This window comes from Streptomyces sp. D2-8 (assembly GCF_023184515.1).
GTDB lineage: Bacteria > Actinomycetota > Actinomycetes > Streptomycetales > Streptomycetaceae > Streptomyces.
Genome location: NZ_JAAHBP010000001.1, coordinates 800714 through 825354, shown reverse-complemented (window position 1 = coordinate 825354; position 24641 = coordinate 800714). Strand labels below are relative to the sequence as shown.

The 24641-nt window shown below is 71.4% G+C and carries 21 protein-coding genes; 14 read left to right on the top strand and 7 right to left on the bottom strand.

Annotation, left to right across the window (positions count from 1 at the left end; all coding sequences use genetic code 11):
• Positions 1 to 59 precede the first annotated feature (59 nt).
• The 4 genes from efeO to G3I77_RS03665 all read left to right on the top strand — a co-directional run bounded on the left by efeO (position 60) and on the right by G3I77_RS03665 (position 4601).
• A complete protein-coding gene (efeO, locus tag G3I77_RS03680; RefSeq protein ID WP_248501028.1) occupies positions 60 to 1208 on the top strand; it encodes an iron uptake system protein EfeO in 1149 nt (382 codons plus the stop codon).
• A gap of 12 nt (positions 1209 to 1220) precedes the next feature.
• Positions 1221 to 2456, top strand: a complete 1236-nt coding sequence (efeB, locus tag G3I77_RS03675) for an iron uptake transporter deferrochelatase/peroxidase subunit (RefSeq protein ID WP_248501026.1) — start codon at positions 1221 to 1223, stop codon at positions 2454 to 2456.
• A gap of 4 nt (positions 2457 to 2460) precedes the next feature.
• Entirely contained in the window at positions 2461 to 3297 is an 837-nt protein-coding gene (efeU, locus tag G3I77_RS03670) for an iron uptake transporter permease EfeU (RefSeq protein ID WP_248501024.1), read from the top strand.
• Positions 3298 to 3608: 311 nt separating this feature from the next.
• A complete protein-coding gene (locus tag G3I77_RS03665; RefSeq protein ID WP_248501022.1) occupies positions 3609 to 4601 on the top strand; it encodes a hypothetical protein in 993 nt (330 codons plus the stop codon).
• Between the two features lie 33 nt (positions 4602 to 4634).
• On the opposite strand, the gene G3I77_RS03660 is transcribed toward G3I77_RS03665, so the two are convergent.
• A complete protein-coding gene (locus G3I77_RS03660; RefSeq protein WP_248501021.1) occupies positions 4635 to 5372 on the bottom strand; it encodes a bifunctional DNA primase/polymerase in 738 nt (245 codons plus the stop codon).
• Between the two features lie 208 nt (positions 5373 to 5580).
• Here G3I77_RS03660 and G3I77_RS03655 point away from each other — a divergent pair, with 208 nt between their 5' ends.
• Positions 5581 to 6438: a glycerophosphodiester phosphodiesterase gene (locus G3I77_RS03655; RefSeq protein WP_248501020.1), complete on the top strand. Its 858-nt coding sequence runs from the start codon at positions 5581 to 5583 to the stop codon at positions 6436 to 6438.
• Here the strand turns inward: G3I77_RS03655 and G3I77_RS03650 are convergent.
• Complete coding sequence (locus G3I77_RS03650; protein WP_248501018.1) at positions 6417 to 7058, bottom strand: TetR/AcrR family transcriptional regulator; 642 nt, start codon at positions 7056 to 7058, stop codon at positions 6417 to 6419. The genes G3I77_RS03655 and G3I77_RS03650 overlap by 22 nt on opposite strands.
• A gap of 118 nt (positions 7059 to 7176) precedes the next feature.
• On the opposite strand from G3I77_RS03650, the gene G3I77_RS03645 reads away from it, so the two are divergent.
• Both G3I77_RS03645 and G3I77_RS03640 read left to right on the top strand, forming a co-directional pair.
• Positions 7177 to 7389 (top strand): DUF6243 family protein, encoded by a 213-nt coding sequence (locus G3I77_RS03645; protein ID WP_248501016.1) that lies wholly within the window; start codon positions 7177 to 7179, stop codon positions 7387 to 7389.
• Between the two features lie 132 nt (positions 7390 to 7521).
• Positions 7522 to 8892 carry a S28 family serine protease gene (locus G3I77_RS03640; RefSeq protein ID WP_248501014.1) on the top strand — a complete coding sequence of 457 codons (1371 nt, stop codon included), beginning with the start codon at positions 7522 to 7524 and terminating at the stop codon, positions 8890 to 8892.
• Positions 8893 to 9212: 320 nt separating this feature from the next.
• Here the strand turns inward: G3I77_RS03640 and G3I77_RS03635 are convergent, their stop codons facing one another.
• The 3 genes from G3I77_RS03635 to G3I77_RS03625 form a co-directional block, all read right to left on the bottom strand.
• The gene (locus tag G3I77_RS03635) at positions 9213 to 10196 is read right to left on the bottom strand and encodes a small ribosomal subunit Rsm22 family protein (protein ID WP_248501012.1); all 984 of its coding nucleotides are present in this window, start codon (positions 10194 to 10196) and stop codon (positions 9213 to 9215) included.
• Positions 10197 to 10890: 694 nt separating this feature from the next.
• Positions 10891 to 12066 carry a serine hydrolase domain-containing protein gene (locus G3I77_RS03630; RefSeq protein WP_248501010.1) on the bottom strand — a complete coding sequence of 392 codons (1176 nt, stop codon included), beginning with the start codon at positions 12064 to 12066 and terminating at the stop codon, positions 10891 to 10893.
• Positions 12009 to 13316, bottom strand: a complete 1308-nt coding sequence (locus G3I77_RS03625; protein ID WP_248501009.1) for a multidrug effflux MFS transporter — start codon at positions 13314 to 13316, stop codon at positions 12009 to 12011. Before G3I77_RS03625 ends, G3I77_RS03630 begins: the two co-directional genes overlap by 58 nt.
• Before the next feature lie 136 nt (positions 13317 to 13452).
• Between G3I77_RS03625 and G3I77_RS03620 the strand changes: the two genes are divergently transcribed.
• Positions 13453 to 14487 (top strand): Gfo/Idh/MocA family protein, encoded by a 1035-nt coding sequence (locus tag G3I77_RS03620; RefSeq protein WP_248501007.1) that lies wholly within the window; start codon positions 13453 to 13455, stop codon positions 14485 to 14487.
• Between the two features lie 31 nt (positions 14488 to 14518).
• A complete protein-coding gene (locus tag G3I77_RS03615; protein WP_248501006.1) occupies positions 14519 to 15277 on the top strand; it encodes an SDR family oxidoreductase in 759 nt (252 codons plus the stop codon).
• A gap of 264 nt (positions 15278 to 15541) precedes the next feature.
• Here the strand turns inward: G3I77_RS03615 and G3I77_RS03610 are convergent, their stop codons facing one another.
• Positions 15542 to 16528: an aldo/keto reductase gene (locus tag G3I77_RS03610; protein WP_248501005.1), complete on the bottom strand. Its 987-nt coding sequence runs from the start codon at positions 16526 to 16528 to the stop codon at positions 15542 to 15544.
• A gap of 59 nt (positions 16529 to 16587) precedes the next feature.
• On the bottom strand, positions 16588 to 16914 hold the full coding sequence (locus tag G3I77_RS03605; RefSeq protein WP_248501004.1) for a nuclear transport factor 2 family protein: 327 nt from the start codon (positions 16912 to 16914) through the stop codon (positions 16588 to 16590).
• Positions 16915 to 17114: 200 nt separating this feature from the next.
• Here G3I77_RS03605 and G3I77_RS03600 point away from each other — a divergent pair, with 200 nt between their 5' ends.
• The 5 genes from G3I77_RS03600 to G3I77_RS03580 all read left to right on the top strand — a co-directional run bounded on the left by G3I77_RS03600 (position 17115) and on the right by G3I77_RS03580 (position 24602).
• The gene (locus G3I77_RS03600; protein ID WP_248501002.1) at positions 17115 to 17672 is read left to right on the top strand and encodes a DoxX family protein; all 558 of its coding nucleotides are present in this window, start codon (positions 17115 to 17117) and stop codon (positions 17670 to 17672) included.
• A gap of 50 nt (positions 17673 to 17722) precedes the next feature.
• Complete coding sequence (locus tag G3I77_RS03595; RefSeq protein WP_248501001.1) at positions 17723 to 18064, top strand: MazG-like family protein; 342 nt, start codon at positions 17723 to 17725, stop codon at positions 18062 to 18064.
• Between the two features lie 154 nt (positions 18065 to 18218).
• The gene (locus tag G3I77_RS03590; RefSeq protein WP_248500999.1) at positions 18219 to 20078 is read left to right on the top strand and encodes a DUF262 domain-containing protein; all 1860 of its coding nucleotides are present in this window, start codon (positions 18219 to 18221) and stop codon (positions 20076 to 20078) included.
• Positions 20079 to 20192: 114 nt separating this feature from the next.
• Positions 20193 to 21467, top strand: a complete 1275-nt coding sequence (locus tag G3I77_RS03585) for a serine/threonine-protein kinase (RefSeq protein WP_248500998.1) — start codon at positions 20193 to 20195, stop codon at positions 21465 to 21467.
• A gap of 207 nt (positions 21468 to 21674) precedes the next feature.
• The gene (locus tag G3I77_RS03580) at positions 21675 to 24602 is read left to right on the top strand and encodes a DEAD/DEAH box helicase (protein WP_248500997.1); all 2928 of its coding nucleotides are present in this window, start codon (positions 21675 to 21677) and stop codon (positions 24600 to 24602) included.
• Positions 24603 to 24641: the final 39 nt, after the last annotated feature.

Genomic DNA, 24641 nt, shown 5'->3' with positions numbered 1-24641 from the left:
TGGGCCATCCTTATGTGCCGTCTTAGGTGAGCCTCACCTTCCTCTCTCCTGGAGCCTTCATGCGACCCGCCCGCCCCGCTTCCGCCGTCCTCGCCGCCGCGGCGGCCCTGGCCGCCGTCACCGGCTGCACCGAGAAGAGCGACGCCAAGGACGGCGACCACGTGATCAACGTGACGGCGACGGACGACACGTGCCAGGTGTCGAAGAAGGAGTTCCCGGCCGGGCACGTCGAACTGGCCGTCGAGAACAAGGGCTCCAAGGTCACCGAGGTCTACGTCCTCTTCCCCGACGACCGCGTGGTCACCGAGCGGGAGAACATAGGCCCCGGCACCAAGCAGCGGGTCACCGCCGAGGTGAAGGCCGGCGACTACCAGATCGCCTGCAAGCCCGGCATGAAGGGCGACGGCATCCGCCAGGCCGTCAAGGCCACCGGCGGCAAGGCCGTCAAGCGCGACCCGCGCCTGGACAAGGCCGTCGCGGCCTACCGCGCCTACGTCCAGCAGCAGGCCGACGAGACGCTGCCGAAGGCCGAGGCGTTCGCCCGGGCCGTCAAGGACGGCGACCTCGAAGCGGCGAAGAAGGCGTACGCCCCCTCCCGCATCGGCTGGGAGCGCACCGAGCCGGTCGCCGAGTCGTTCGGCGACATCGACCCCAAGGTCGACGTCCGCGAGGACGGCCTGGAGGACGGCCAGGACCCGGCCACCGACTGGACGGGCTGGCACCGCCTGGAGAAGGCCCTGTGGCAGGACAAGAAGATCGGCGACCGCGAGAAGGACCTCGCCGACCTGCTGATCAAGGACCTGAAGGACTGGCAGGCCCGGGTCGGCAAGGCCGAGATCACCCCCACCTCCATGGCCAACGGCGCCAAGGAACTCCTCGACGAGGTCGCCACCGGCAAGGTCACCGGCGAGGAGGAGCGCTACTCGCACACCGACCTGGTCGACTTCAAGGCCAACGTCGAGGGCGCGCAGAAGTCGTACGACCTGCTGAAGCCGGTCGCGAAGGAGAACGACGCGGTCCTCGTCACCGAACTCGACGAGCAGTTCACGGCCCTGGACAAGCTGCTCGACCGGTACCGCCCGAACACGACGTCGTACGACTTCACCTCCTACGACAGGGTCGGCAAGACCGACCGCAAGGAGCTCTCGGACGCGGTCAACGCCTTGGCGGAGCCGCTGTCGAAGCTCGCCGCCGCCGTTGTGAAGTAGCGGGGGGCCACGATGACAAACACCAACTCCCCCTCTCCCAGCCGCCGTTCGCTGCTCGGCTGGGGCGGCGCGGGCCTGGCGATCGGCGCGGCCGCGGCCGGCGGCGCGGTGGCGATGGCCCGCACCGAGGACGACACCGAACCGGCCGGCTCGGCGATCGCCTTCCACGGCCCGCACCAGGCGGGCATCGCCACCCCGGTGCAGGACCGCCTGCACTTCGCTGCGTTCGACGTGACGACCGATGACCGGGACGCCTTCGTCCGGTTGCTGAAGGACTGGACGGAGGCCGCCCGGCGCATGACGGCCGGGCACGCCGTCGGCGAGGGCGCCTACGGCGGCCTGGCCGAGGCGCCCCCGGACGACACGGGCGAGGCGCTGGGCCTGAAGCCCTCCCGCCTGACCCTCACGATCGGCTTCGGCCCGTCCCTGTTCGAGAAGTTCGACCTCGCGGACCGCCGCCCGGAAGCCCTGGTCGACCTGCCGAAGTTCGCGGGCGACAACCTGGACAAGAACCGCAGCGGCGGCGACCTGTGCATCCAGGCCTGCGCCGACGACCCCCAGGTCGCGGTCCACGCGGTGCGCAACCTGGCCCGCATCGGCTTCGGCAAGGTCGTCATCCGCTGGTCCCAGCTCGGCTTCGGCAAGACGTCGTCGACGACGCCCGAGGCGCAGACGCCGCGCAACCTGATGGGCTTCAAGGACGGCACCCGCAACATCGCGGGCACGGAGACGGACCGCCTGAAGAAGTTCGTCTGGGTCGGCGAGAAGGACGACCCGGCCTGGATGCGGGGCGGTTCCTACCTCGTCGCCCGCCGCATCCGCATGCACATCGAGACCTGGGACCGCACCTCGCTGCAGGAGCAGGAGGACATCTTCGGCCGCGACAAGGGCGAGGGCGCCCCGGTCGGCAAGGCCAAGGAGCGCGACGAGCCGTTCCTGAAGGCGATGAAGCCCGACGCGCACGTCCGGCTCGCGCACCCCGACACCAACCACGGGGCGACGATCCTGCGCCGCGGCTACTCCTTCACCGACGGCACGGACGGCCTCGGCCGCCTGGACGCGGGCCTGTTCTTCCTGGCCTACCAGCGCGACGTCCGCAAGGGCTTCATCCCCATCCAGCGCAGCCTGGCCGCGGACGCGCTCAACGAGTACATCCAGCACGTGGGTTCGGCGCTCTTCGCCGTCCCGCCGGGCGTCCGCGACAAGGACGACTGGTGGGGCCGGGCGCTGTTCTCGAAGGAGGCCTGAGCCCGTGTTCTCCAACTACCTGATCGGTCTGCGCGAGGGCCTGGAGGCGAGCCTGGTCGTCTGCATCCTCATCGCCTACCTGGTCAAGACGGACCGCAGGGACGCCCTGAAGCCGATCTGGACCGGCATAACCGTCGCGATCGCCCTCGCACTCGGCTTCGGCTGCGCCCTCGAATTCGGCTCCCAGGAGCTGACGTTCCAGGCGCAGGAGGCCCTGGGCGGATCCCTCTCCATCCTCGCGGTCGGCCTGGTGACGTGGATGGTGTTCTGGATGCGCCGCACGGCCCGCCACCTCAAGTCGGAGCTGCACGGCAGGCTGGACGCGGCGCTGGCGATGGGCACGGGCGCGCTGGTCGCGACGGCGTTCCTCGCGGTGGGCCGCGAGGGCCTGGAGACGGCCCTGTTCGTCTGGGCCTCGGTCCACGCGGCGAGCGACGGCACGCCCCGCCCCCTGCTCGGCGTCGCCCTGGGCCTCCTGACGGCGGTCCTCCTGGGCTGGCTGTTCTACCGGGGCGCGCTGCGCATCAACCTGGCGAAGTTCTTCACGTGGACCGGCGGCATGCTGGTGGTCGTCGCGGCCGGCGTCCTGGCCTACGGCTTCCACGACGTCCAGGAGGCCGACTTCCTGCCCGGCCTCACCGACAAGGCCTTCGACATCTCCGGCACGATCCCCCCGGACAGCTGGTACGGCACGCTCCTGAAGGGCATCTTCAACTTCCAGCCCGACCCCACCACCCTTCAAGTGGCGGTATGGCTCCTGTACTTGATCCCGACCCTGGCCCTGTTCCTCGCCCCCGGCCGCACCACCACCACGACAACACCGGTGCGCGACAAGGTGTGACAACGCACGGCTGTCGGCCCCGATTGCCCGCAGCTGAGCGGGACTGCGCGCCCGCCCCCGCGGACCCGCACCCGCGTACGGCGAGAAGGGGCCGTGTCGGGGGGTGTCCGCCCGCAGCGGTTGGCGCGTCGACGACCAGTCAGTCGGCGTGAGACCCCATCGCGCCGTTCCGAGGACGGACACCCCCCGACGCGGCCCCGACCCACACCCGGCGCCAGGCTAAGCACGCGCACCCACCCACCCACCCCCGCCCAATCGCCGGAGGCACCCGGTAGGGTTCGCCTCCGGAAAGGGGAAGGTGAAGGTACCCGATGAGCAGGGATCGCGACCCTCGAACGCTCCGCAGGCCCGCCCGGAGCGCCCTCATAGCAACCTCGGCGACCGCTTTGTCGCTGACGGCCAGTGGATGCGTCGTCGTACACGGCGAACGGGAGATCCTCCCGTCCACGACCCGCGCCGAAGCCGCCGAGGCCCTCCAGGAGTTCACCACGGCGTACAACGAGGCCGACAAGGCCTACGACGGCACTCTGGACGCCGACCACACCACGGGCGCCCTCGCCGACATCGACTCGGCCCGTCTCAAGGCCGGGAAGGCGAACAACCCGGACGGCAACCCGAGCCACACCCCGCTGAAACTGACGGACGCGAAGTTCACGATCCCCAAGAAGGCCGGCTGGCCCCGCTGGTTCGTCGTCGACGCGGCCGGCAACAAGGGCGGCACCGCCCGCTGGCTGCTGGTGTTCACCCGCAGCAGTCTGGACGACCCGTTCCAGGTGGCGTACCTGACGCTCGTCGCCCCGGGCAAGGTCCCGCAGTTCAAGAAGGACGCCGACGGCTGGGCCGAGTCCGTCCCCGTGAACTCCACCGACCTGGCCACCGACCCCGGCGACCTGAGCCGGACGTACGCGACGTACCTGAAGAGCGGCGGAGAGGCCTTCACGGACGGCGCCCACACCAGCCAGTGGCGTGCCCTGCGCCAGAAGAACGGCAAGAAGCCGGGCATGGTCACCCAGTACATCGACGAGCCGCTGACGAACGGCGACTACGCACCGCTGGCGCTGCGCACGGCCGACGGCGGGGCGCTGGTGTTCTTCACCACTCGGCACTACGAGAAGCAGACGGCCCACGCGGGCACGTCCGTCCCCGAGCCGAACAAGGACGTCCTCGCCCTGACGAAGGGCGAGATCAAGCAGTCCCTCACGATGGAGTTCGTCTCCAACGAGGTGGCGCTGGACCCCAAGGGCCAGGGCAAGGTGACGATCCTGGGCAGGATCCAGGGCATGACGTCGGCGGAGGGCTCGTAGACCCGGTCCTCACGGCACGGTCGCCGACAGGCCTCAGTGCCGCAGAGGCCAGCCCGCCCCGCTGGCCTGGTCGGCATCCTCACCGGCATAGCGCCCGCCGACCTCCGTGAGCACCTCCAGCAGGCTCAGCGGATCCGGCAGCGCGTGCTCCGGCCCGCGCACCCACCGCACCGCCTGGCCCTCACCGGGCAGCCGCGCCGGCGGTACGAGGACGTAGGAGCCCCGGCAGTGCCAGCGCAGTCCGGGGTGCTCGTCCGCCGTCTCGGGGTGGCAGTCCAGTTCGCACGGCCACCACTCGTCCTCGTCCTCGGGCGTACCGCGGGTGAGGGTGAAGAAGAGGAGGCGGCCGTCGTCGCTCTCGGCGACCGGCCCGACCTCGACACCGGCGGCGAGCAGCCGCTCCAACGCGTCGCGACCGGCATCGAGGGGCACGTCGAGGACGTCGTGCACCATGCCGGTCGCGGTGATGAAGTTGGCCTGCGGCTGATGGCGGGCCCAGCGCTCGATCTGGGAGCGTTCGGTGGTCGACTGCGTCTGCCAGGCGAAGGACACCGGGTGCCGGGCGGGGGTGGGACAGCCGACGCGGTCGCAGGAGCAGCGGTACCCGGACGGGTGGGCCGCGGGCGCCAGGGGCAGTCCCGCGTCGGCGGCGGCGAGCAGCAGGGCCTCACGGCCGCCGTCCCCGGCGGTCTCCTTCGGCCGGCGCCCCGCGCGCAGCCACTGGGTGAGTTTGCCCTGCCGGCCGGTCCGGCCGCCGAACTGCGCGCTCATCTATCCCCTCGCCTCGCCGTCGTGCGGAACAGCATGCCTCATGGTCCCATCTTCCCGCACACCGGGGGGCCAGTGCCCACATCCGGGACAGGAAGGGCGCAACGTACACCGGGTGTCCGATGGGATGAGAAACGACGAGCCACCCTCTCCACCATGATCGGGTGTCATTGCCCGCTTTGCCGTGACATGGCGTCCTACCGTGGTCGCCATGGTCACATGGATCGCGCTGACGGGTCTGGCCTCCGTGGCTTCCATGGTCTCGCTGACCCTCACGGGCCCCGGCGGCCGCGCCCCGGCCCCGCTGGAGTGGGGCGCGGGTCCGCTGACCGTGGCGGCCCTGCCCCGGATCACCTACGTCGCGCACCGCGGCGGCGCCCGTGAGGTCCCCGAGAACAGCATGGCGGGGCTGACGGCCGCCTACGAGCGCGGGACGGCGCAGGTGCTGGACTTCGACACGCGGCTGCTGCGCGACGGCACGCCGGTGGTGTTCCACGACGAGACCCTGAACCGCACCACCTACCTGGGCGGTGAGGTGCGCGGCCTGGACGCCCGGGAGTGGCAGGGCGTCCGGCTGCGCCCGAAGGACCGGCTCCCGGGGAGCTGGCGGTCGGAGCGGCCGCCGACGGTCGCCGAGGTGCTGGATCGTTTCGGCGGGCGGATCGTGCTGATGCTGGAGGCGAAGGACCCGCGGAGCCTGGACCGGCTGGCCGCGCTGATCCGGGCCCGCGGCCTGACCCGCTCGGTGTTCGTGAACTCCAACGACCCCGAGGTGGCCCGGCGCGTCCACCGCCTGGGGCTGCTCGCGCAGTTGTGGCGCTCGGCGCGGCAGTTGCGCACGGACCGCCCGGAGCGCTGGCGGTCGTTCGTGGACCTGCTGGACGTGGACCACCGGGCGCGGGACGTGGATCTGGTGCGGGCGGTGAACTCGGGGATCGCGCGGGTGTGGGCGCACACCGTGGTGACGGACGCACAGCGGGACCGGGTGCTGGCGCTGGGCTGCGGCGGCGTGATCACGGACGCGCCGGGGCGCCTCGCCCGGGCCGCTCAGCGCGGGGCCAGGCCGTGAAGGGCATAGTCGACGAGGGTGTCGGTGTACTCGTGGGAGATCGGGCCCGTGCGCTGGAGCCAGCGCTGGGCGAGCGGGGAGATGAAGAGCTCCAGGGCGATGCGCGGGTCGATCTCGGGCCGTACCTGGCCGGCGTCCTGTGCGGCGCGCAGCCGGCCGATGTAGAGGTCGAGTGAGGGCTGCATCAGCTTGGCCACGAGCTCGCGCCCGAGCTGCTCGTTGACGACGCCCTCGGCGGCCAGGGCGCGGGAGGGCGCCTCGAACCTCGGGTCGCGCAGTTCGTCGACGGTGGCGCGCAGGACGGCCTTGAGGTCTGCGGCGAGGTCGCCGGTGTCCGGGAAGGTGTACGGCTCCGGCCCGGCCTCCGGCGCGGACTGCTCGGCCAGGTCGAGGAACGCCTCCATCAGGACGTCCGCCTTGGACGACCACCACCGGTAGATCGTCTGCTTGCCGACGCCGGCGCGGGCGGCGATGCCCTCGATGGTGGTCTTCGGGTAGCCGGCCTCGACGACGAGCGCGAGGGCGGCGTCGTAGATGGCGCGGCGGGACTTCTCGCTGCGCCGGGTGGAGTCGGGGGCGGGCTTGCCGGGGGCGGGCTGGGCGGAGTTCTGGACGGCCATGGGTCGAATTTACCAGGTTGACAAGACGGAGCGTCTCGCGGACAGTGGAGCAGTATGCACGAGACGAACCGTCTCGTCGCGGAAGATGTCAGGGAAGAAGTCAGGGAAGGAGCCCGGGATGACCCGAGGCGGAGCCGGAAACATGCTGGGTGTCGGCGGATCGCGCAGCAACCTCGGCCGCAGGGCGCTGCGCGGCGGCGGCCAGGGCGGCCGGATCGGCGGCGGTCTCGACCCGCAGGCCCAGAAGCGCGAACTGCTGCGCAAGCTCCAGGAGAAACGACAGCAGCGAGAAGCGCAGGAAGAGGGAGGCACGGCGGGCGAGGCGTCGTGAGCCTCCCCCGCGCGAGGGAGAGCGGACCCCCGCGCGCGGGATCCTCCCGAGCTGTCCGACGGATGTACTGAGGCGGTCGCGGCAAGCGACCGGCGGACGCCCGCCCCACGGACACCCGGGAGGACTCGGCTCATGACCGCATGGACCAGACGACGGCTGCTCACCTCGGCGGCCACGGCCGTCTCGGCGGCGGGCCTCGCCGCCACGGCGGCCCGACCCGCGCGAGCGGCGTCAGCGACCGCCCGCCCCGGGGACGCCGACGTGGCCGACGCCCTGCGGGCCCTGCCCGGACTGCGCCTGATCGAGGAGCGGCAGGACGCCGAGGCGGGGTACCGGCATTTCGTCCTGGGCCTGCGCCAGCCGGTCGACCACACGAACCCGGACGCCGGTACCTTCGAGCAGCGCCTCACCCTGCTCCACACCGCCGCCGACCGCCCCACCGTGCTGTTCAGCACCGGCTACCAGGCGGTCCTCACCCCACGGCGGACCGAACCGGCGGTCCTGCTCGGCGCCAACCAACTCCAGGTCGAACACCGCTACTTCGGGACCTCGCGCCCCTCGGACCCCGGCTACGCCCACCTCACCGTCCGCCAGGCCGCCGACGACCACCACCGTGTCGTCCGGCTCTTCCGCCGGCTCTACCCCGGCGCGTGGCTCTCCACCGGCGGCAGCAAGGGCGGGATGGCGAGTGTCTACCACCGCCGTTTCCATCCCCATGACGTGACCGGCACCGTGGTCTACTCGGCCCCGAACAACGTCGACGACCGCGACGACTCCGCGTATCTCCGCTTCCTGGAGACGGTCGGCACCCCCGACGCCCGGGAAGCCCTGAAGGCGGCCCAGCGGGCGATCCTGCTGCGCCGTACCGAGATGGTCGCCCGCTACGAGGGCTGGGCGGCCGCCACCGGCGACACCTTCCGGCTCGTCGGCAGCGCCGACAAGGCGCTCGAAATCGCCGTCCTGCGCGCGCCGTTCATGTTCTGGCAGCGCGGCACACCGGCCGACGTCGCCGCGATCCCCGGACCCGGGGCGACGGCCGACGAACTGTACACCTGGCTGGACGACACGGCGGGCCTGGCGCTGTACGCCGACACGACCGCCCGGCACTACATCCCGTACTGGTACCAGATCGGCACCCAGCTGGGGTACGTCAGTGTCCCCACCGCCCACCTCGCCGGCCTGCTCCGACACCCGGGCGCCATCGAGCCGCGCAGTTTCGTCCCCCGGGACATCCCCCTGCGCTTCGACCGGGGCGCCATGCCCGACATCGACCGCTGGGTCCGCCGCCGCGGCAGCCGGCTGCTGTTCGTCCACGGCACCCAGGACCCATCCGTGGCCGAGCACTTCCGCCCCGGGGGGCCGGACTCACGGGTGCTGTGGGTGCCGGGCGGGAATCACGGTGCCGACCTCGCGGACCTGTCCCCCGCCGACCGGAAGTCGGCGGAGGACACGCTGGTCCGCTGGGCGGGTCAGGAGTACCTCACGCACACGTTGGACACGTAGCCCACGGTGCCGCGGTAGTTGACCTTGCGCCGGTAGTGGTAGCTGTCGATCCCGCAGGTGTTCTTGTAAGAGCCACCGTCGACACCCTTGATGTCGCAGCCCTTGGTGCCCTTGTACCAGAGGCGCAGGCTGGTGGACTTGGTGCCGGCCGACCTGCGGACGTGGACGGTCGACAGGGCCGTGAGGCTCTGGCACTTCGCCGACGCCGCGACGGTGTCATGTCGTCGCTCCGGTCGGCCGCCGTGCCGGAGGCGCTCGGCACGAACCCGGCCAGGGCCAGGGCCGCCACCGCCGGCGGAGCGATCAGCGGCTTCTGAAGCTCAGGCAGGGGGCCAGGCGTCTCCCCAGTCGGCGTCCCGTGCGGCCTTGTACAGGTCGCCGTGGCGTTTGGTGACGGTCGTGCGGCGCAGGGACGGTTCCGTCTCGCACAGGTCGAGGAGGACCTGTCCCTTGCGGATCTGGGGGCGCCGGACGACCCGGGAGGGAGCCGGTTCGACGGGGAAGCGGGCGGCGGCGACGTAGGCGAACTTCTCGTCCTCATACGCGAGGGAGCCGCCCTTGACCTGGCGGTGCAGGGAGGAGCGGCTGACCCGGGCGGAGAAGTGGCACCAGTCCGTGCCGGGGGCGATGGGGCAGGCGGCGCTGTGCGGGCAGGGGGCGGCGATGCGGAAACCGGCGGTGATCAGCCGGTCGCGGGCCTCGATGAGGCGGGCGTAGCCGTCGGGGGTGCCGGGTTCGACGATCACGACGGCCCGGGCGGCGGCCGCGGCGGCGTCGACGAGGGCGGTGCGGTCGGCGGCGGTCAGCTCGTTGAGGACGTAGGAGACGGTGACGAGGTCCGTGCCGTCGAGGGTGAGCGCCGCTCCGATCCGGGAGCGCTGCCAGCGGACGTCCCTCAGCTCCGGGTTGGCCGCGGCGATCTCGCGCCCCAGGGCGAGCGCGGGCTCGGACCAGTCGAGCATGGTGACGGGCCGCTGCCCGCCCCACACCGCGCTCACGGCCCAGGCCGCCGCGCCCGTGCCCCCGCCGAGGTCGGTGTGCCCGCCCGGCACCCACTCGGGTGCGGCGTCCGCGAACGCCTCCAACGCGGAGCGCACGGCCTCGAAGGTCGCGGGCATCCGGTAGGCGGCGTAGGCGGCGACGTCGGCCCGGTCCCGGAGGATGGGAGCGTCGGTCGGGGTGGCCCCCCGGTAGCTGGCGATCAGCCGCTCGACCGCCTGCGAGGCCTGCCGGGGCGGCAGCCCGTCGAGCAGACCGGCGAGGGCGGCACGGAGGTTTTCGGCCGGGAGTGCGGGGGCGTTCACCCGGCGATTCTACGAGGCGGACCGGGGTGGGCGCCGCGCCCGCCCGGGGGCCCGCCCGGACCCCCGACCACCGGCCGACCGCACCGGCACCTCCCCTCCCCCTCCGCGCCCGGGACGGCAGGGCTCCCCCGGACCGACCGCGTCGGCCACCGCAAGAGGACGCGAACGCCCGGGCCGGGGCCCGACGAGGCCACCGCGAGAGGCCCGCAAACGCCCGGGCCGGGGCCCGCCGCGCTCGCCCGGGGAGACCCCCGGGCTCCCCGACCACCGACCGGACTGCACCGGCACCACCCGGCCCCGGGACCGGCAGGGCTCCCCCGGACCGTCCACGCCGGCCACCTCAAGAGGACGCGAACGCCCGGGCCAGGGCCCGACGAGCCCGCCGGGGCGGTCGCCGCGCACGCCCGGTGGGGGGATCCCCGCCCGGGACCGGCAGGGCTCCCCCGGACCGTCCACGCCGGCCACCTCAAGAGGACGCGAACGCCCGGGCCAGGGCTCGACGAGCCCGCCGGGGCGGTCGCCGCGCACGCCCGGTGGGGGGACCCCCGCCCGGGACCGGCAGGTCCCCCCGAGCCACCGTGAGAAAGCGCGACCACCCACCCACGGGGCCCGTCAAGGCCGTGAGGAGGTTCAGGACGTCACCCTTACCCGGAGCCCCCGGCGCACCCCTCGCCGAAGCCGGCCCCCGAAGAGATCACCGCACCGCCCGCGCCACCCGCGACGCCGCTGCCGCCCTCGGGGCGCTGTCCGGGCGGCGGCGGATCGGATGGACGGTGTTCGTGAGGAGGATCAGGAACGTGTCCGTGGCCGGGTCGAGGACGAGGGACGTGCCCGTGAAGCCCGTGTGGCCCGCCGCGCCGCGGCCCGCCAGGTCGCCCATGAACCACGGCTGGTCGAGGGAGAAGCCGAGGCCCGGCGGCGTGAAGAGGAGCTCGACGAAGTCGGGGCCGAGGATGCGGGCGGGGCCGTAGGAGCCGCCGGCGAGGAGGGCGCGGCAGAACACCGCGAGGTCCCGGCCGGTGGAGAACAGGCCCGCGTGCCCGGCCACGCCCCCGAGCGCCCAGGCGTTCTCGTCGTGGACCTCGCCCCGCAGCATCCCCCGGTCCGCCTTGGCCCACGGCCGGCGCTGGTCCTCCGTCGCCGCGGCGTCCGGGCACGGCCCGAAGTCCGTCGCGGCCATGCCCAGCGGCCGGGTGATGCCGTCGTGGATGAGGACGTCGAGCGTGCGGCCGGTGACGCGCTCCAGGACGTACTGGAGGAGGAGCATGTTGAGGTCGGAGTAGCAGTACGCGCCCGGCACCCCGACCGGCGGCTCCGCCTGGAGCGCCGCCAGCCGCTGCGCGTCGTCGGCGCAGTCGTACAGGGGGAGTTCGGGCCGCAGCCCGGAGGTGTGGGTGAGCAGCTGCCGTACGGTGATGCCGTGCCGGGCGGCCGCCGTGAAGTCGGGCAGATACGCCCCGACCTTCGCGTCGATGCCGAGCGTGCCGCGCTCGATCTGCTGCACGGCGGCCACGGCCGTGAACAGTTTCGTGAGGGACGCAAGGTCGAAGGGCGTGCCGACGGTCATCGGGACCCGGTCCTCGGGCGGCAGTTCCACCCCGGCGTCGGTGTCGGGGTCGTAGGCCGCGTAGCGGACGGCCCAGCCCGCCGCCTCCTCGACCGCGACCACCGGGCCGCGTCCCACGACCAGGACGGCGCCCGGCGCCCAGGGGCGCTGCCCGGTGGTGAGGACGTGCACCTCCCGGACAAGCTGGCGCAGTTCCGCGGGGTCGAGTCCGGCCCGTTCCGGCGTGCCGTCGCGCAGTCTGGCGCTCAGCTGACTGCTCCCTCCGCGCTCGGGCGGTTGCTCTCCTTCTTCCAGGGTCGGCACATTCCCATGAAGCAGGCCAGTGCCACCAGTGCGGCGGCCAGTTGGACGACGGCCATCGGGAGGGCGGTGTCCTCCCCGGCGACGCCGACGAGCGGGGAGGCGACCGCGCCGATGAAGAAGGAGGACGTGCCGAGCAGGGCCGACGCGGAGCCGGCGGCGTGCTTGGTGCGCATCAGGGCGAGGGCCTGGGTGTTGGGCAGGGTGATGCCCATCGCGGACATCAGCACGAACAGCGCGACGGCGACGGGCGTCAGGCCGACCTCCCCGAAGACGCCGAGGGACATCAGCAGCAACGCGGTCGCGGCGGTGATGACGATCGCGAGGCCGATGCCCAGCACCCGGTCCAGGCTGACCCGGCCGACCAGGACCTTGCCGTTGATCTGGCCGACGATGACCAGCCCGACGGAGTTGACGCCGAACAGCAGGCTGAACGTCTGCGGGGAGGCGCCGTAGATCTCCTGGATGACGAACGGGGAGGCCGCGATGTAGGCGAAGAGGGAGGCGAAGGCGAAGCCGCCGGTGAGGGTGTAGCCGGCGAAGGACCGGTCGGCGAGCAGGCCGCGCATCGAGCGCAGGGCCTCGCCGACGCCGCCGCTGTGCCGCTCGGCGGGTGCCAGGGTCTCGGGCAGCCGCATCCAGACCAGGGCCCCGATCAGCACGCCGATGACCGTGAGGACGGCGAACACGCCCCGCCAGTCCGTGACGCGCAGGACCTGCCCGCCGATGAGCGGCGCCACGATCGGGGCGACCCCGGAGATCAGCATGAGGGTGGAGAAGAAGCGGGCCATGGCCATGCCGTCGTAGAGGTCGCGGACGACGGCACGGGCGATGACGATGGCGGCGGCACCAGCGAGGCCCTGGGCCAGCCGGAAGGCCACCAGGAGCTCGACGGTGGGGGCGAGTGCGCACAGGACGGTGGCGACGACGAAGACGGCGAGCCCGGCCAGCAGCGGGCGGCGACGCCCCCACCGGTCGCTCATCGGCCCGACCACGAGCTGCCCGAGCGCCATGCCGGCCAGGCACGCGGTGAGCGTGAGCTGGACGGTCGCGGCGGGCGCGTGCAGGGAACGGGTGACCTCCGGCAGGGACGGGAGGTACATGTCCATCGCCAGCGGAGGCACGGCGGTCAGGCTGCCGAGGAGGAAGGTGACCAGGAGCCCGGTGCGGCGGTGCGGTGTGCGGTCGGGCCGCTCCGTCCCGGCTGCGGCCTCCTGCGCGGTGTTCGATATGGACGCCCCACCCTCGGGCATGAGTCCCTCCCTCTGCGAGTCGATCGCCACCTATGCTCTCAGCTCGTACGGACTGCTCGTACGACTGCTCATACGAACAGCTCGTACGGTCGGTTCGTACGGAATGCTCGGGGTCACGAGGTGGAGGCGGGGCGCGATGACGGCGGACACGGTGCGGTGGGGGATCCTGGCGACCGGCGGGATAGCGGGCGCGTTCACCGCGGATCTGATCGACCTGCCGGACGCGGAGGTCGTGGCGGTGGCGTCGCGTTCGGAGGCCTCGGCGAAGACGTTCGCGGAGCGGTTCGGGATACCCCGGGCCTACGGCGACTGGAACGCGCTCGCGCAGGACGAGGACATCGATGTCGTCTACGTCGCCACCCCGCACACGGCGCACCGGACCGCCGCCGGGCTGTGTCTCGCGGCCGGGCGGCACGTGCTGTGCGAGAAGCCCTTCACGCTGAACGTGCGCGAGGCGGAGGAACTCGTCGCGCTGGCGCGGGAGCACGGGCGCTTCCTGATGGAAGCGATGTGGATGTACTGCAACCCGCTGGTGCGGCGGCTGAAGGCGCTGGTCGACAACGGGGCGATCGGCGAGGTGCGCAGCGTCCAGGCCGACTTCGGGCTGGCCGGCCCGTTCCCGCCCTCGCACCGGCTGCGGAACCCGGAGCTGGGCGGCGGCGCGCTGCTCGACCTGGGCGTGTATCCGGTGTCGTTCGCGCAGCTGCTGCTCGGGGAGCCCTCGGACGTCGCGGCGCGGGCCGTGCTCTCCGAGGAGGGCGTCGATCTCCAGACGGCGGCGGTGCTCTCCTGGGACGGCGGCGCGCTCGGTTCGGTGCACTGCTCCCTCGTGGGCGGTACGGCGACCTCCGCCTCGGTCACCGGCTCGAAGGGCAGGATCGACATCCCGCACGGGTTCTTCTTCCCGGAGAGTTTCGTCCTGCACCGGGACGGCCGCGACACCGAGGAGTTCACGGCGGACCCGGCGGACGGGCCCCGCAACAGCCTGCGCCACGAGGCGGCCGAGGTGATGCGGGCCGTGCGCGCCGGTGAGACCGAGTCCCCGCTGGTCCCGCTCGACGGCACGCTGGCCGTGATGCGGACGCTCGACACGATCCGGGACCGCGTCGGGGTCCGCTACCCGGGCGAGACCCCGGACGAGGACCTGACGGCGGAGCTCACGCCGGCGTGAGCCGGCGGGCCCTCCCGTACGCTGCGGGCCCATGAATGCCAAGGACAATGCGATCGCGGTGGTGACCGGGGCGGGTTCCGGCATCGGCCGGGCGGTCGCCGTGGAACTGCTGCGCGCGGGCTGGTCGGTGGCACTGGCCGGCCGACGCGTCGAGACGCTGGAGGAGACGGCGGCCCTGGCGCCCGGGGCCGATTCTCTGGCGGTACGGACGGACGTCTCACGCCCCGAGGACGTGAGCGCCCTCTTCGCCGCCACCGTCGAGCGCTTCGGCCGGGTCGACCTGCTGTTCAACAACGCGGGCACGTTCGGGCCCGGCGGCGTGCCGGTCGAGGAACTGCCCTACGAGGCGTGGCGGCACGTGGTGGACACCAACCTCAACGGGGCGTTCCTGTGCGCGCAGGCGGCGTACCGGCAGATGAAGGAGCAGGACCCGCAGGGCGGCCGGATCATCAACAACGGCTCGATCTCCGCGCACACGCCCCGCCCGCTGTCGGTGGCCTACACGGCGACCAAGCACGCCCTGACCGGCCTGACGAAGTCCCTCTCCCTGGACGGGCGGCCGTACGGGATCGCGGTGGGGCAGATCGACATCGGCAACGCGGCCACCGACATGACGTCCCGTATGCAGACGGGAGCCCTGCAGGCAAACGGGGAGGTCGCCCCGGAACCCGTGATGGACGTCGCGGACGTGGCCCGCACGGTCCGGCACATGGCGGAGCTGCCGCTGGAGGCGAACGTGCAGTTCGCGACCGTACTGGCGACGGCGATGCCGTACGTCGGACGCGGCTGAGCTCGCGGCGGAGTTCGTCAACTCGTCAACCTGCACAACCGGAATAAGAACGTCCGCACCATTGCGGCCGGTAGGGAGCTTATGCTCAAATCTCCTACACGAAAGCTTCACAGTTGGAGCAGAGAGCTTCCGTCGGCCACATCCAGGGGGGGATGCGGCAGTCGTTCCACCGCACCGGGTGGGGGTGGATTCCGCGAGGGACCGCGGAGTACGCACCGGTGCGCGTGGAACGGCTGCCGCACACGTCAGGAGCCGGATGTGGGATCACCGCCCGAGCAGCCGGTCGACCTCTGCGAGTTGCCCGCTGGTCAGGGCCCCCTTCTCCAGCGCCCCCGCGTTCTCCTCCGCCTGGGCGACCGACCGGAAGCCGGGGATGGGAACCGTGCGCGGGCTGCGTGCCCACAACCAGGCCAGGCCGCCCTGGGCGAGCGTACGGCCCCCGCTGGTGAGGACGTCCCTGAGAGCATCGACGCGAGCGAGCCACTCCGGGTCGGCGCCGGACCCGTCACCGAAACCCTGCAGCCAGGCCGGGGGCCTGCTGCGGATGTCCCCGGCCTCCAACGGCTGCCGGTCCCGGCGCTTCCCCGCGAGCAGCCCCATGGCGAGCGGACTGCGGTTGATGCTCGCGAGGCCCGCCTCCTCACACAGCCGGAGCATCGCGGGCGCGTCCTGGAGGACGTTCAGCGCGTGCTGGACAGCGGCGCAGTGCCGACCCTCGGCGAACACGGCGGCGCGCACGGGGTCGTCCGTGCTCCACGCGTAGGCCCGTATCAGCCCCTCGCGGACCAGTTCCTCGCACGCGTCCCGGAGCAGGGCGGCCTGCTCGGTGTCCGCGTCGGAGAGATGGAACTGGTAGAGATCGACGTAGTCGGTGCCGAGCCGGGCCAGGGACGCGGTCAGGGCGCGGCGCAGATACGCCGGGGAGTCGTCGCTGCCGGTGAGGGTGCGGGTCTCCTCGTCGAACACGTTGCCCCACTTGGTGGCGACGACGACATCGGCCCTGCGCTTGCCCAGGGCCCGGCCCAGCACCCGTTCGCTGTGCCCGGCGCCGTAGGTGTCGGCGGTGTCGAAGAAGGTGACGCCCAGGTCGAGGGCGCGCCGCACCGCCCGTACCGACTCCTCGTCGTCGACCGTGCCCCAGCCGAGCGGCTGTCCGTCGGCGGCCTGCCATTCACCGCCGATCGCCCAGCAGCCGAAGCCGAGGGCGCTCACCTCGATGCCACTGCGTCCCAGCGGCCGTGTGGTCTCCATGCCGGGAGAGGCTAGAAGTTGGAGTGCACACGAGGACAAGCCCCTGCGGGAGACGGATTTCAGGCCTGCCCGGTCTCGAAGCGCGTGATCCTGCCGTCGTCGTCCACGGTGAAGCTCCACCGGGTGCGCATCTCGCCCCAGGTGTCGTTGCTGTAGCGGGCGAGGAGGGAACGGCCGCCGTTGGACTCGTTGTCGACCTCCATGTGGCCGTGGGAGGAGAAGATCTCCCGGTCCACCCAGTCGGCGAGGTCGCGGTCGGAGCCGTCGTCCGTCATGGTCGCGCCCGGGGCGAGGAGCTCCATGAAGCTCTCGCGGTCGTGGTTGTTCACGGCGGCCACGAAGGCACGGACGGCCGGATCGCTGAGGCGCGTGGTCTGGATCGTCATGCCAGCCAGCCTCGTACCGGCCACCGCCCCACGCCACCCGTGCCACCCGAACGGCGTCCCCGGCGGCTCCGCCAGGTGTAGCCCCGGGTCGCGGGTGCGACGGTGGAACCCGGCGAGAGACGCCCTTTCTGTTCCTACTGCTCTGTTCCTGCCGCTCTGTTCCTGCCGCTCTGTTCCTACTGCCCGCTCCGGGAGACGACGTGACGCGTAACGACCGACGTGATCTGGGCCTGCTGCTGCTCCGGCTGGGGGCGGGCGGCGCGCTGGCCGCCCACGGCGCGCAGAAGCTGTTCGGCTGGTTCGGCGGGCACGGCATCGAGGGGACCGGCCAGTTCATGGAGTCCGTCGGCTACGTGCCCGGCAAGGCCAGCGCGACGGCGGCGGGCCTCGCGGAGACCGGCGGCGGCACGCTGCTGGCCCTGGGCCTGGCGACCCCGGCCGCGGGCGCGGCGGCGGCCGGCGCGATGGCCGGAGCGGCGGCGGTGCACGCCCCGAACGGCTTCTTCAACCAGGGCGGCGGCTACGAGTACGCGGCGACGCTGGGCCTGACCGCCGCGGGCCTGGCCGTCACCGGCCCGGGCCGCCTCTCCCTGGACCACCTGCTCGGACACGCGGTGAACCGCGGCTGGATGATCCCGGCGGCCTTCGCGGCGACGGCGGCGGGCACGGCGGTGGTGGTGGGGGCTCGGGCGAGGCGGTTGCGGAAGGCGAAGGAGGGGGAGCAGGAGGCGTTGTTCGAGGAGGAGTACATGGAGTAGGGGGCCGGGGCCCGGGGCGTTGTCAGTCCCGCATGGCAGGCTGCGGCTCCATGAACGAACAGTCCTCCGCCCCTGAACTCTGGTCCACCATCGACGCCTTGTCGGAGTGGCTCGACACCAACCGCCCGGTCGAGGGCCGCGAGGGCCTCCTCCTGCGCATCCTGAAGCTCTCCGAGGAGGTCGGCGAGGTGTCGGAGGCGGTGATCGGGGCGACGGGGCAGAACCCGCGCAAGGGGGTCACGCATACGTGGGAGGACGTGGAGGCGGAGTTGTGTGATGTCGCCATCACGGCGTTGATGGCGTTGCGGACGCTTACGCCGGAGGCACGGGAGGTGTTCGGGGGCCATCTGGAGCGGGTCAGGGAGAGATCGCTGACGTCGACGCGCCCGTGACCGCTCCGTTGGTCCCGTCCGGGTTGACCAGAACTGCAGCCTGCTGAGCCGGGGACGTCCGCGAATCGGTGACTGGCTGGACAATCCTCGGATTCCGTACGCCCGGGCAGCTCCAGATCGCTACCGTGAGGGCCGGTACATAGGGAGGGAGCCCATGCGGGCAGACACGGTCGACTTGCGGCGGATTTTCGGCAGGGACGTTCGGTACACGGTGCCTCTGTTCCAGCGGCCCTATGTATGGGACCGCGACGACAACTGGTCCGCTCTCTGGGAGGACATTCGCCGCACGATCGAGCGCGCCGAGCAGGCTTCGCGCACCGGGGAGACGGTGGCGCCCCACTTCCTCGGCGCGCTGGTCTTCGATGAGACGCCCTACCTGTCGTCCAATTTGGAGACACGGCAGGTCATCGACGGCCAGCAGCGGTTGACCACGCTCCAGCTCTTCCTGTTCGCAGCCCGGCTCTCCGCCACGTCGCGCGACCATGAGCGTTCCGTGAGACTGTTGACCAAATTCCTGGAGAACGACGCCGATCTGTTCGATCAGCGGAAGCACCCCGATCATCTCTACAAGCTCTGGCCGACCAACGCCGACCGCAAGGAGTTCCGGGCGGTGATGCTCGGACAGGCGGGTAACGGGCGGCTCGCCGAGGCCGTCACGTACTTCCGGCAAGAGATCGACGCCTGGCTTGCCGAGTCGTCCGAACCTGACGATCGGCTCGAGACTCTGGTGCAGACGATGCGGGAGCACCTGCGTCTGGTTGTCATCGACCTGGAGAAACACGATGACGCACAGGTCGTCTTCGAGACACTCAACAGCCGCGGCACACCGCTGGAACATGCGGACCTGATCAAAAACCTGTTGTTCCGTAACGCTGAACACGCCAATGCCGACGTCGACCGGCTTTACACCACCTACTGGGCGCCTTTCGATCAAGACGAATGGCGGACCGAACAGACCACTGGTCGTATCACACGCAGCCGCCTCGACGTTTTCCTGACCTACTGGCTCACGATGCGCAGCCTGCGCGAGTTCACAGCGTCAACCCTGTTCAAGGAGTTCGAGCGCTGGCTGCTCGACTCGTGCGACCACACCGTCAGCACTGAGGACGTCTTCGGCGAGCTCGCCCGATACGCCCAGATCTACGACAGCATCGACCAGCACCCCTTAAACGGCGTCGAGGGCCGGTTCCTGTACCGGATGAAGGTCATGCAGACCTCGACGCCGATGCCCCTGCTGCTCTTCCTCTACGGGCTGGGGGAGGATGTGTTGCCCGTCGAGCGACGGCAACGGGCGATCCGTGCCATCGACAGTTACCTCGTGCGCCGGGCGATCCTCAACCTCAGCAACCGCGACTACAACCACGTCTTCCGCGAGCTCGTAGGGGCCGCGACGCAGCAACCCGAGTGCGCGGATGAAGCCGTCATGAAGGCTCTGTCCTCCTTGCAGGGCCATCACCGGCAGTGGCCCAGTGACGCCGAGTTCCGTGCGGCGCTCGAACAGGCTCCCCTCTACTCCCGTCTGTACCGCCACCGTGTCCGCGTCCTCCTTGAGGCCCTTGAGGACGAGCTGCGTACCGACCACACCGAACAACTCATCGCACCGGTCGGCGAGCATGTCGCCGCGAAACTGACCATCGAGCACGTCATGCCGCAGAGCTGGCGTGACAACTGGCCTCCCCTGGAGAACGATCCGCTTGAAGGTGCCGACCGCGACGAGCTGGTTCATACGCTCGGCAACCTGACTTTGGTCACGGCCCGCCTGAACCCAGCTCTGGGGAACATGCCTTGGCGCGAAAAGCGGCAGTGGCTCAGCGAGCACAGCCTCCTGCGTCTCACCCATGGATCCTTGCTCAATCCTCCGCCAGCCGTCGGCATCAGCGACTGGGCCTCGAACTGGGACGAGGATCGCATCCGCGCACGCGGGAAGTATCTGGCGTCCCTGGCCTTGAGTATGTGGCCGTCGGCAGACGCCTTGCTCGCACGCCCTCTCGACGCAAAGCCTGCCACCAAATAATCGTCTGGGTTCAGCCGGTCCGCTCGATGCGCTCAGGTTGTCGGCCGGATCGGCTAGCTTGTTGCTGAGCCGCTTCCCCAGCTCCAGCCCTGCGGACCCGACCGAAGGACAGACGTGCAGACCACGCCGCTCAGCCCCGAAGATCCGGCACGGATCGGCGGCTTCGAGCTGTTGGGCCGGATCGGCCAGGGCGGCATGGGACAGGTGTACCTGGGCGAGTCCCCAGGTGGTGAGCCGGCCGCAGTGAAGATCATCAAACCGTCGGTCGTCGATTCGACCGCCCGACTGCGCTTCGCGCAGGAGATCGAGATCCTGAAGACGGTCTGGGGCGCGCGGATCGCGCAGCTCCTCGACGCGGACGCGGAGGCGGAACAGCCCTGGCTGGCCACCGAGTACGTGGAGGGACCTGACCTCGGCAAGCATGTGGTGACGCACGGCCCGCTGCCCGCGCTCCTCGTCCTGTCGCTCGGCGCCACTCTCGCCGAGGGCCTGGGCTATGTACACAAGCAGGGACTGCTGCACCGGGATCTGAAGCCCGCGAACATCCTGCTCGGCCCTAACGGTCCCAAGATCATCGACTTCGGCCTGGCGGTCTTCGCCGAGTCGAGCGCCTCCCTCACCGCCGCCAACACCGTCGTAGGCACCCCGTCCTGCATGCCGCCCGAGCAGGCCAACGGTGTGAAGCCTCTGACGAGCGCCGTCGACGTGTACGCACTCGGTACGGTTCTGCTGTTCGCCGCGACCGGCCACCTGCCGTACCACGCGAACAACATCCACGTGCTGTTCCACATGGTGACCGATCCGGCGACCGCCCCCGATCTGACCGGGGCGCCGCCCGAGCTGGTCCCCCTCCTGACGGCCATGCTGTCCCACAATGCTCAGGACCGGCCCACGATCACCGAGGTCGTCCAGCAGTGCCGTGGCCTGGTCGAGGCGCAGGGGCTGAAGCTCGCCCAGGCACGTCGGCGTCTCACCACCTACACGGCGGCGCCACCCCAGGATTTCCCGACGCTGCTGTCGGTACCGGTACCGGAAAGCGCGACGCCTCCGCCCCTCCCCGTCGTATCCGATCCGGCAACCACGCAGCTCCATGACGAGCTGCCGACCGTACCCGGGGTCGCGGAGGAACCCGCTCCGGATACCGGGCCGACCATGCGTCTGGCCGCGCCACGGCAGGCAGCGCAGGCCGAGCCGCCCGCTCAACCGGCGCCTGCGGCGGCGGTGCCTCAGGACACAGAGGATCAGCAGAGCGCTCAGAACGCACAGGACATGCCACGGCGGCCCCGCCCCACCGGTCGGACCCCGGCCCGTTCCCTGCGCCATTCCGCCCAGGCCCGCCGCACCGCCCAGCAGCTGCGCGAGGCCTACGCGGCGCGCGCCGCGTTCTGAGCCACATCCCGCCCACCGTCCCGGGGGCCTCCCCGGCATCCCCGCCCGCGCATCATTGACCTGCGAGTCTGCCCCAGTGAGGGTGGTTCACGCGCTTTGCCGCCCATACGGCACAGTGGAGCGGTACAACAGCGTGAGCGACAGGTCTGCCCGAGCCGGGCGGCGACCGCGACAACAGCACAGCACGACGGACACGGGAGGCAGCGGGTGACCGCCCAGCAGAGCAGCACCGCACCGGTCGGCCCTCGCCCTGACGGGGAGGACCAGTTTCCGGCAGGCGCGCAGGTCTTCGTGCGCGACGAGGTGTGGCTCGTGCGGAACTCCGTGCGCACCGAGCACGACGGGGCCAAGGTCGACGTCGTGGGCGTGTCCGACTTCGTACGGGACCAGGAGGCCGTGTTCTTCACCGGCCTGGACACAATCGAGCTGATCGACCCCCGCCGGACGAGGCTGGTCCGGGACGAGTCGTCGAACTTCCGCCGCTCCCGTCTCTTCCTGGAGGCGGTTCTGCGCAAGACCGCGCTGCCGCAGTCCGAGCGCCGGCTGGCCCTCGCCGACTCGTTCCTCCTCGACTCCCTCCCCTACCAGCGCCGCCCCGCCGAGCTGGCCCTGTCGGGCCGCAACCTACGTCCGCGGCTGCTGATCGCCGACGTGGTCGGTCTGGGCAAGACCCTGGAGATCGGTCTGACGCTGGCCGAGCTGATCCGGCGGGGGCGTGGCGAGCGGATCCTGGTGGTCACCCCGCAGCATGTCCTGGAACAGTTCCAGCACGAGCTGTGGACCCGGTTCGCGATCCCTCTCGTGCGGCTGGACTCGATCGGCATCGAGCGGATCCAGCGGGAGATCCCCGCGGGCCGGAACCCGTTCACGTACTTCAAGCGGGTCATCGTCTCGATCGACACCCTGAAGAACACCGACCAGTACAAGCATCACCTGGAGCGGATCAACTGGGACGCGGTCGTCATCGACGAGTCCCACAACCTGATCAACCGCGGCTCCCTGCGCAACCAGCTCGCGCAGATCCTCGCTCCGCGCACGGACGCCCTGATCCTGGCCTCCGCGACCCCGCACAACGGTGACGCGAAGTCGTTCGCGGAGCTGATCGGCCTCCTCGACCCGGCGGCGATCCGCGATCCGGAGCACTATCGTGCCGAGGACATCGAGCACCTCTTCATCCGCCGTACGAAGATCAGCCCCGAGGTCCGCGAGCAGATGAAGGGCCAGTGGGCGGACCGCGGCCCCTCCCAGTCGGTACGGTGCGCGGCCACACCCGCCGAGGAGAAGATCTTCGAGGAGCTGGCGGCGGTCTGGCTGCCCGGGGAGAACGGCACCTCGGTGAGCGCCGTACCCCTCTTCCCGTACACCCTGCTGAAGTCGTTCCTGTCCTCGCCCGCCGCTTTGAAGGCGACGGTGGCCGCACGCATCAAAACGCTGGAGAAGAAGGACGAACCGACGGCGACCCGCGCCGAACTCGCCGCGCTGCGCACGCTCCAAGAGCTGGTGGCGCCGATGACGGAGACGGACTCGGCGAAGTTCACGGCGCTGGTCGAGCAGTTGAAGGCGATCGGTATCGGCCCGAAGTCGGACACGCGGGTGGTGATCTTCTCCGAGCGGGTACAGACCCTGGAGTGGCTGCGTACGGTGCTCCCGGTGGCGCTCGGTTTCCGGGGCCGGGCGGCCGAGGAGTCGACGCGGGTGATGCACGGCGGCCTGTCGGACGAGCAACAGATGCAGTGCGTGGAGGACTTCGGCCTCGCGGACGCGCCCGTGCGCATCCTGCTGACCGGCGATGTGGCGTCCGAGGGCGTCAACCTGCACCGCCAGTGCCACCAGCTGATCCACTACGACGTGCCATGGTCGCTGATCCGCATCGAGCAGCGCAACGGCCGTATCGACCGGTACGGGCAGGCGCACCAGCCGCAGTTCCGCGCGCTGATCCTCACCAGTGAGGTGGAGGGAGCGAAGGACGACACGGTGGTGGCGGAGCGACTGCTGGACCGGGAGGACCAGGCGCACCGGGCGCTGGGCACGGCCGAGGCGGTGACGGGCCTGTACCGGGCGGAGGCCGAGGAGAAGTCCCTCATCCAGGATCTGCTGCGCGGCCGTACGGTGGACGAGTCGCTGGACGCGCACCGGGCGGAGGCCGAGGCGGACGCGGCCATGGACGACTTCCTGGCGGACTTCTTCGGTTCGGTGGGCGACGCCGAACCAAGCATGGGGGACGGCGATCCGCAGGACGCGCAGGGAAGCGGCTCCGACGCGTTGGCACCGGGCGGCGCGGCTGCGGGCAACGCGGCGGTGCCGCGGCTGTTCACGTCGACAGCCGAGTTCCTCGACGAGGCACTGCGCGAGGTGTTCCCCGACGCGACCACCAGCCTGGACCTGCACCGGGACACCGAGTCGGGCCTGCTGTCCTTCCGCCCGCCCACCGACCTGGTGCACCGTCTCAAGGCACTCCCGCTGGACTACGTACGCGAACAGCGTCTGCGCGAGCGGCTGTTGGTGACCTTCAACCGCCGGCTCGCCGAGCACTCCCTGAAGCGGGCCCGCGAGTCGTCCACGTCCAGCTGGCCGGAGATCTCCCTGCTCACGGATCTGCATCCGGTGGTGGAGTGGCTGACGGACAAGGTCCTGGTACGCCTGGGCCGCCAGGAGGCCCTGATCATCACGGCGGACGTGCCCGAGCCCACCTATCTCGTCCAGGGTGTCTACTCCAACGCGTTGGGCCGTCCGACCGTCGTCAAGTGGATGGGCGTGACGCGGGGCGGCACGGTCGAGGACGACATGGTCGGGCTGCTGCACCGCTCCGGGGTCGGACCGACCATGGCCAACCCGATGCGCCACGGCGAACCGGTGACCGCGCTGGAGGCCGGCATCCCCGACGCGCTGGCCGCTGCCGAACGGTTCCTCGACCAACACCGTGACGCCTGGGACGAGCCGCTGCGCAAGCCGATCGACGACTACAAGGCACGCCTGGGCGACTGGGAGCAGCCCACCCTGGCCGGGGAGCGGACTAAGAAGTCGCTCGCCTCGCTCGCGGACTCGCTGCTGACCACCGGCCGCCCGCTGATGCGGGTCCTCGCCGTCCTGGTCCCCGATCCGGAAGCGCCCTCGTATCCGCCGTCCACGGCTTGAGCCCCGCGCCGCCCACCCACGGCCCGGCCCCGCCCGCCA

What these genes read in the sequence shown, in the direction of transcription:
- efeO (WP_248501028.1), top strand. Translation starts at nt 60, where the DNA reads ATGCGACCCGCCCGCCCCGCTTCCGCCGTCCTCGCCGCCGCGGCGGCC.
- efeB (WP_248501026.1), top strand. Translation starts at nt 1,221, where the DNA reads ATGACAAACACCAACTCCCCCTCTCCCAGCCGCCGTTCGCTGCTCGGC.
- G3I77_RS03665 (WP_248501022.1), top strand. Translation starts at nt 3,609, where the DNA reads ATGAGCAGGGATCGCGACCCTCGAACGCTCCGCAGGCCCGCCCGGAGC.
- G3I77_RS03660 (WP_248501021.1), bottom strand. Translation starts at nt 5,372, where the DNA reads ATGAGCGCGCAGTTCGGCGGCCGGACCGGCCGGCAGGGCAAACTCACC.
- G3I77_RS03655 (WP_248501020.1), top strand. Translation starts at nt 5,581, where the DNA reads ATGGTCACATGGATCGCGCTGACGGGTCTGGCCTCCGTGGCTTCCATG.
- G3I77_RS03650 (WP_248501018.1), bottom strand. Translation starts at nt 7,058, where the DNA reads ATGGCCGTCCAGAACTCCGCCCAGCCCGCCCCCGGCAAGCCCGCCCCC.
- G3I77_RS03645 (WP_248501016.1), top strand. Translation starts at nt 7,177, where the DNA reads ATGACCCGAGGCGGAGCCGGAAACATGCTGGGTGTCGGCGGATCGCGC.
- G3I77_RS03640 (WP_248501014.1), top strand. Translation starts at nt 7,522, where the DNA reads ATGACCGCATGGACCAGACGACGGCTGCTCACCTCGGCGGCCACGGCC.
- G3I77_RS03625 (WP_248501009.1), bottom strand. Translation starts at nt 13,316, where the DNA reads ATGCCCGAGGGTGGGGCGTCCATATCGAACACCGCGCAGGAGGCCGCA.
- G3I77_RS03620 (WP_248501007.1), top strand. Translation starts at nt 13,453, where the DNA reads ATGACGGCGGACACGGTGCGGTGGGGGATCCTGGCGACCGGCGGGATA.
- G3I77_RS03615 (WP_248501006.1), top strand. Translation starts at nt 14,519, where the DNA reads ATGAATGCCAAGGACAATGCGATCGCGGTGGTGACCGGGGCGGGTTCC.
- G3I77_RS03610 (WP_248501005.1), bottom strand. Translation starts at nt 16,528, where the DNA reads ATGGAGACCACACGGCCGCTGGGACGCAGTGGCATCGAGGTGAGCGCC.
- G3I77_RS03605 (WP_248501004.1), bottom strand. Translation starts at nt 16,914, where the DNA reads ATGACGATCCAGACCACGCGCCTCAGCGATCCGGCCGTCCGTGCCTTC.
- G3I77_RS03595 (WP_248501001.1), top strand. Translation starts at nt 17,723, where the DNA reads ATGAACGAACAGTCCTCCGCCCCTGAACTCTGGTCCACCATCGACGCC.
- G3I77_RS03590 (WP_248500999.1), top strand. Translation starts at nt 18,219, where the DNA reads ATGCGGGCAGACACGGTCGACTTGCGGCGGATTTTCGGCAGGGACGTT.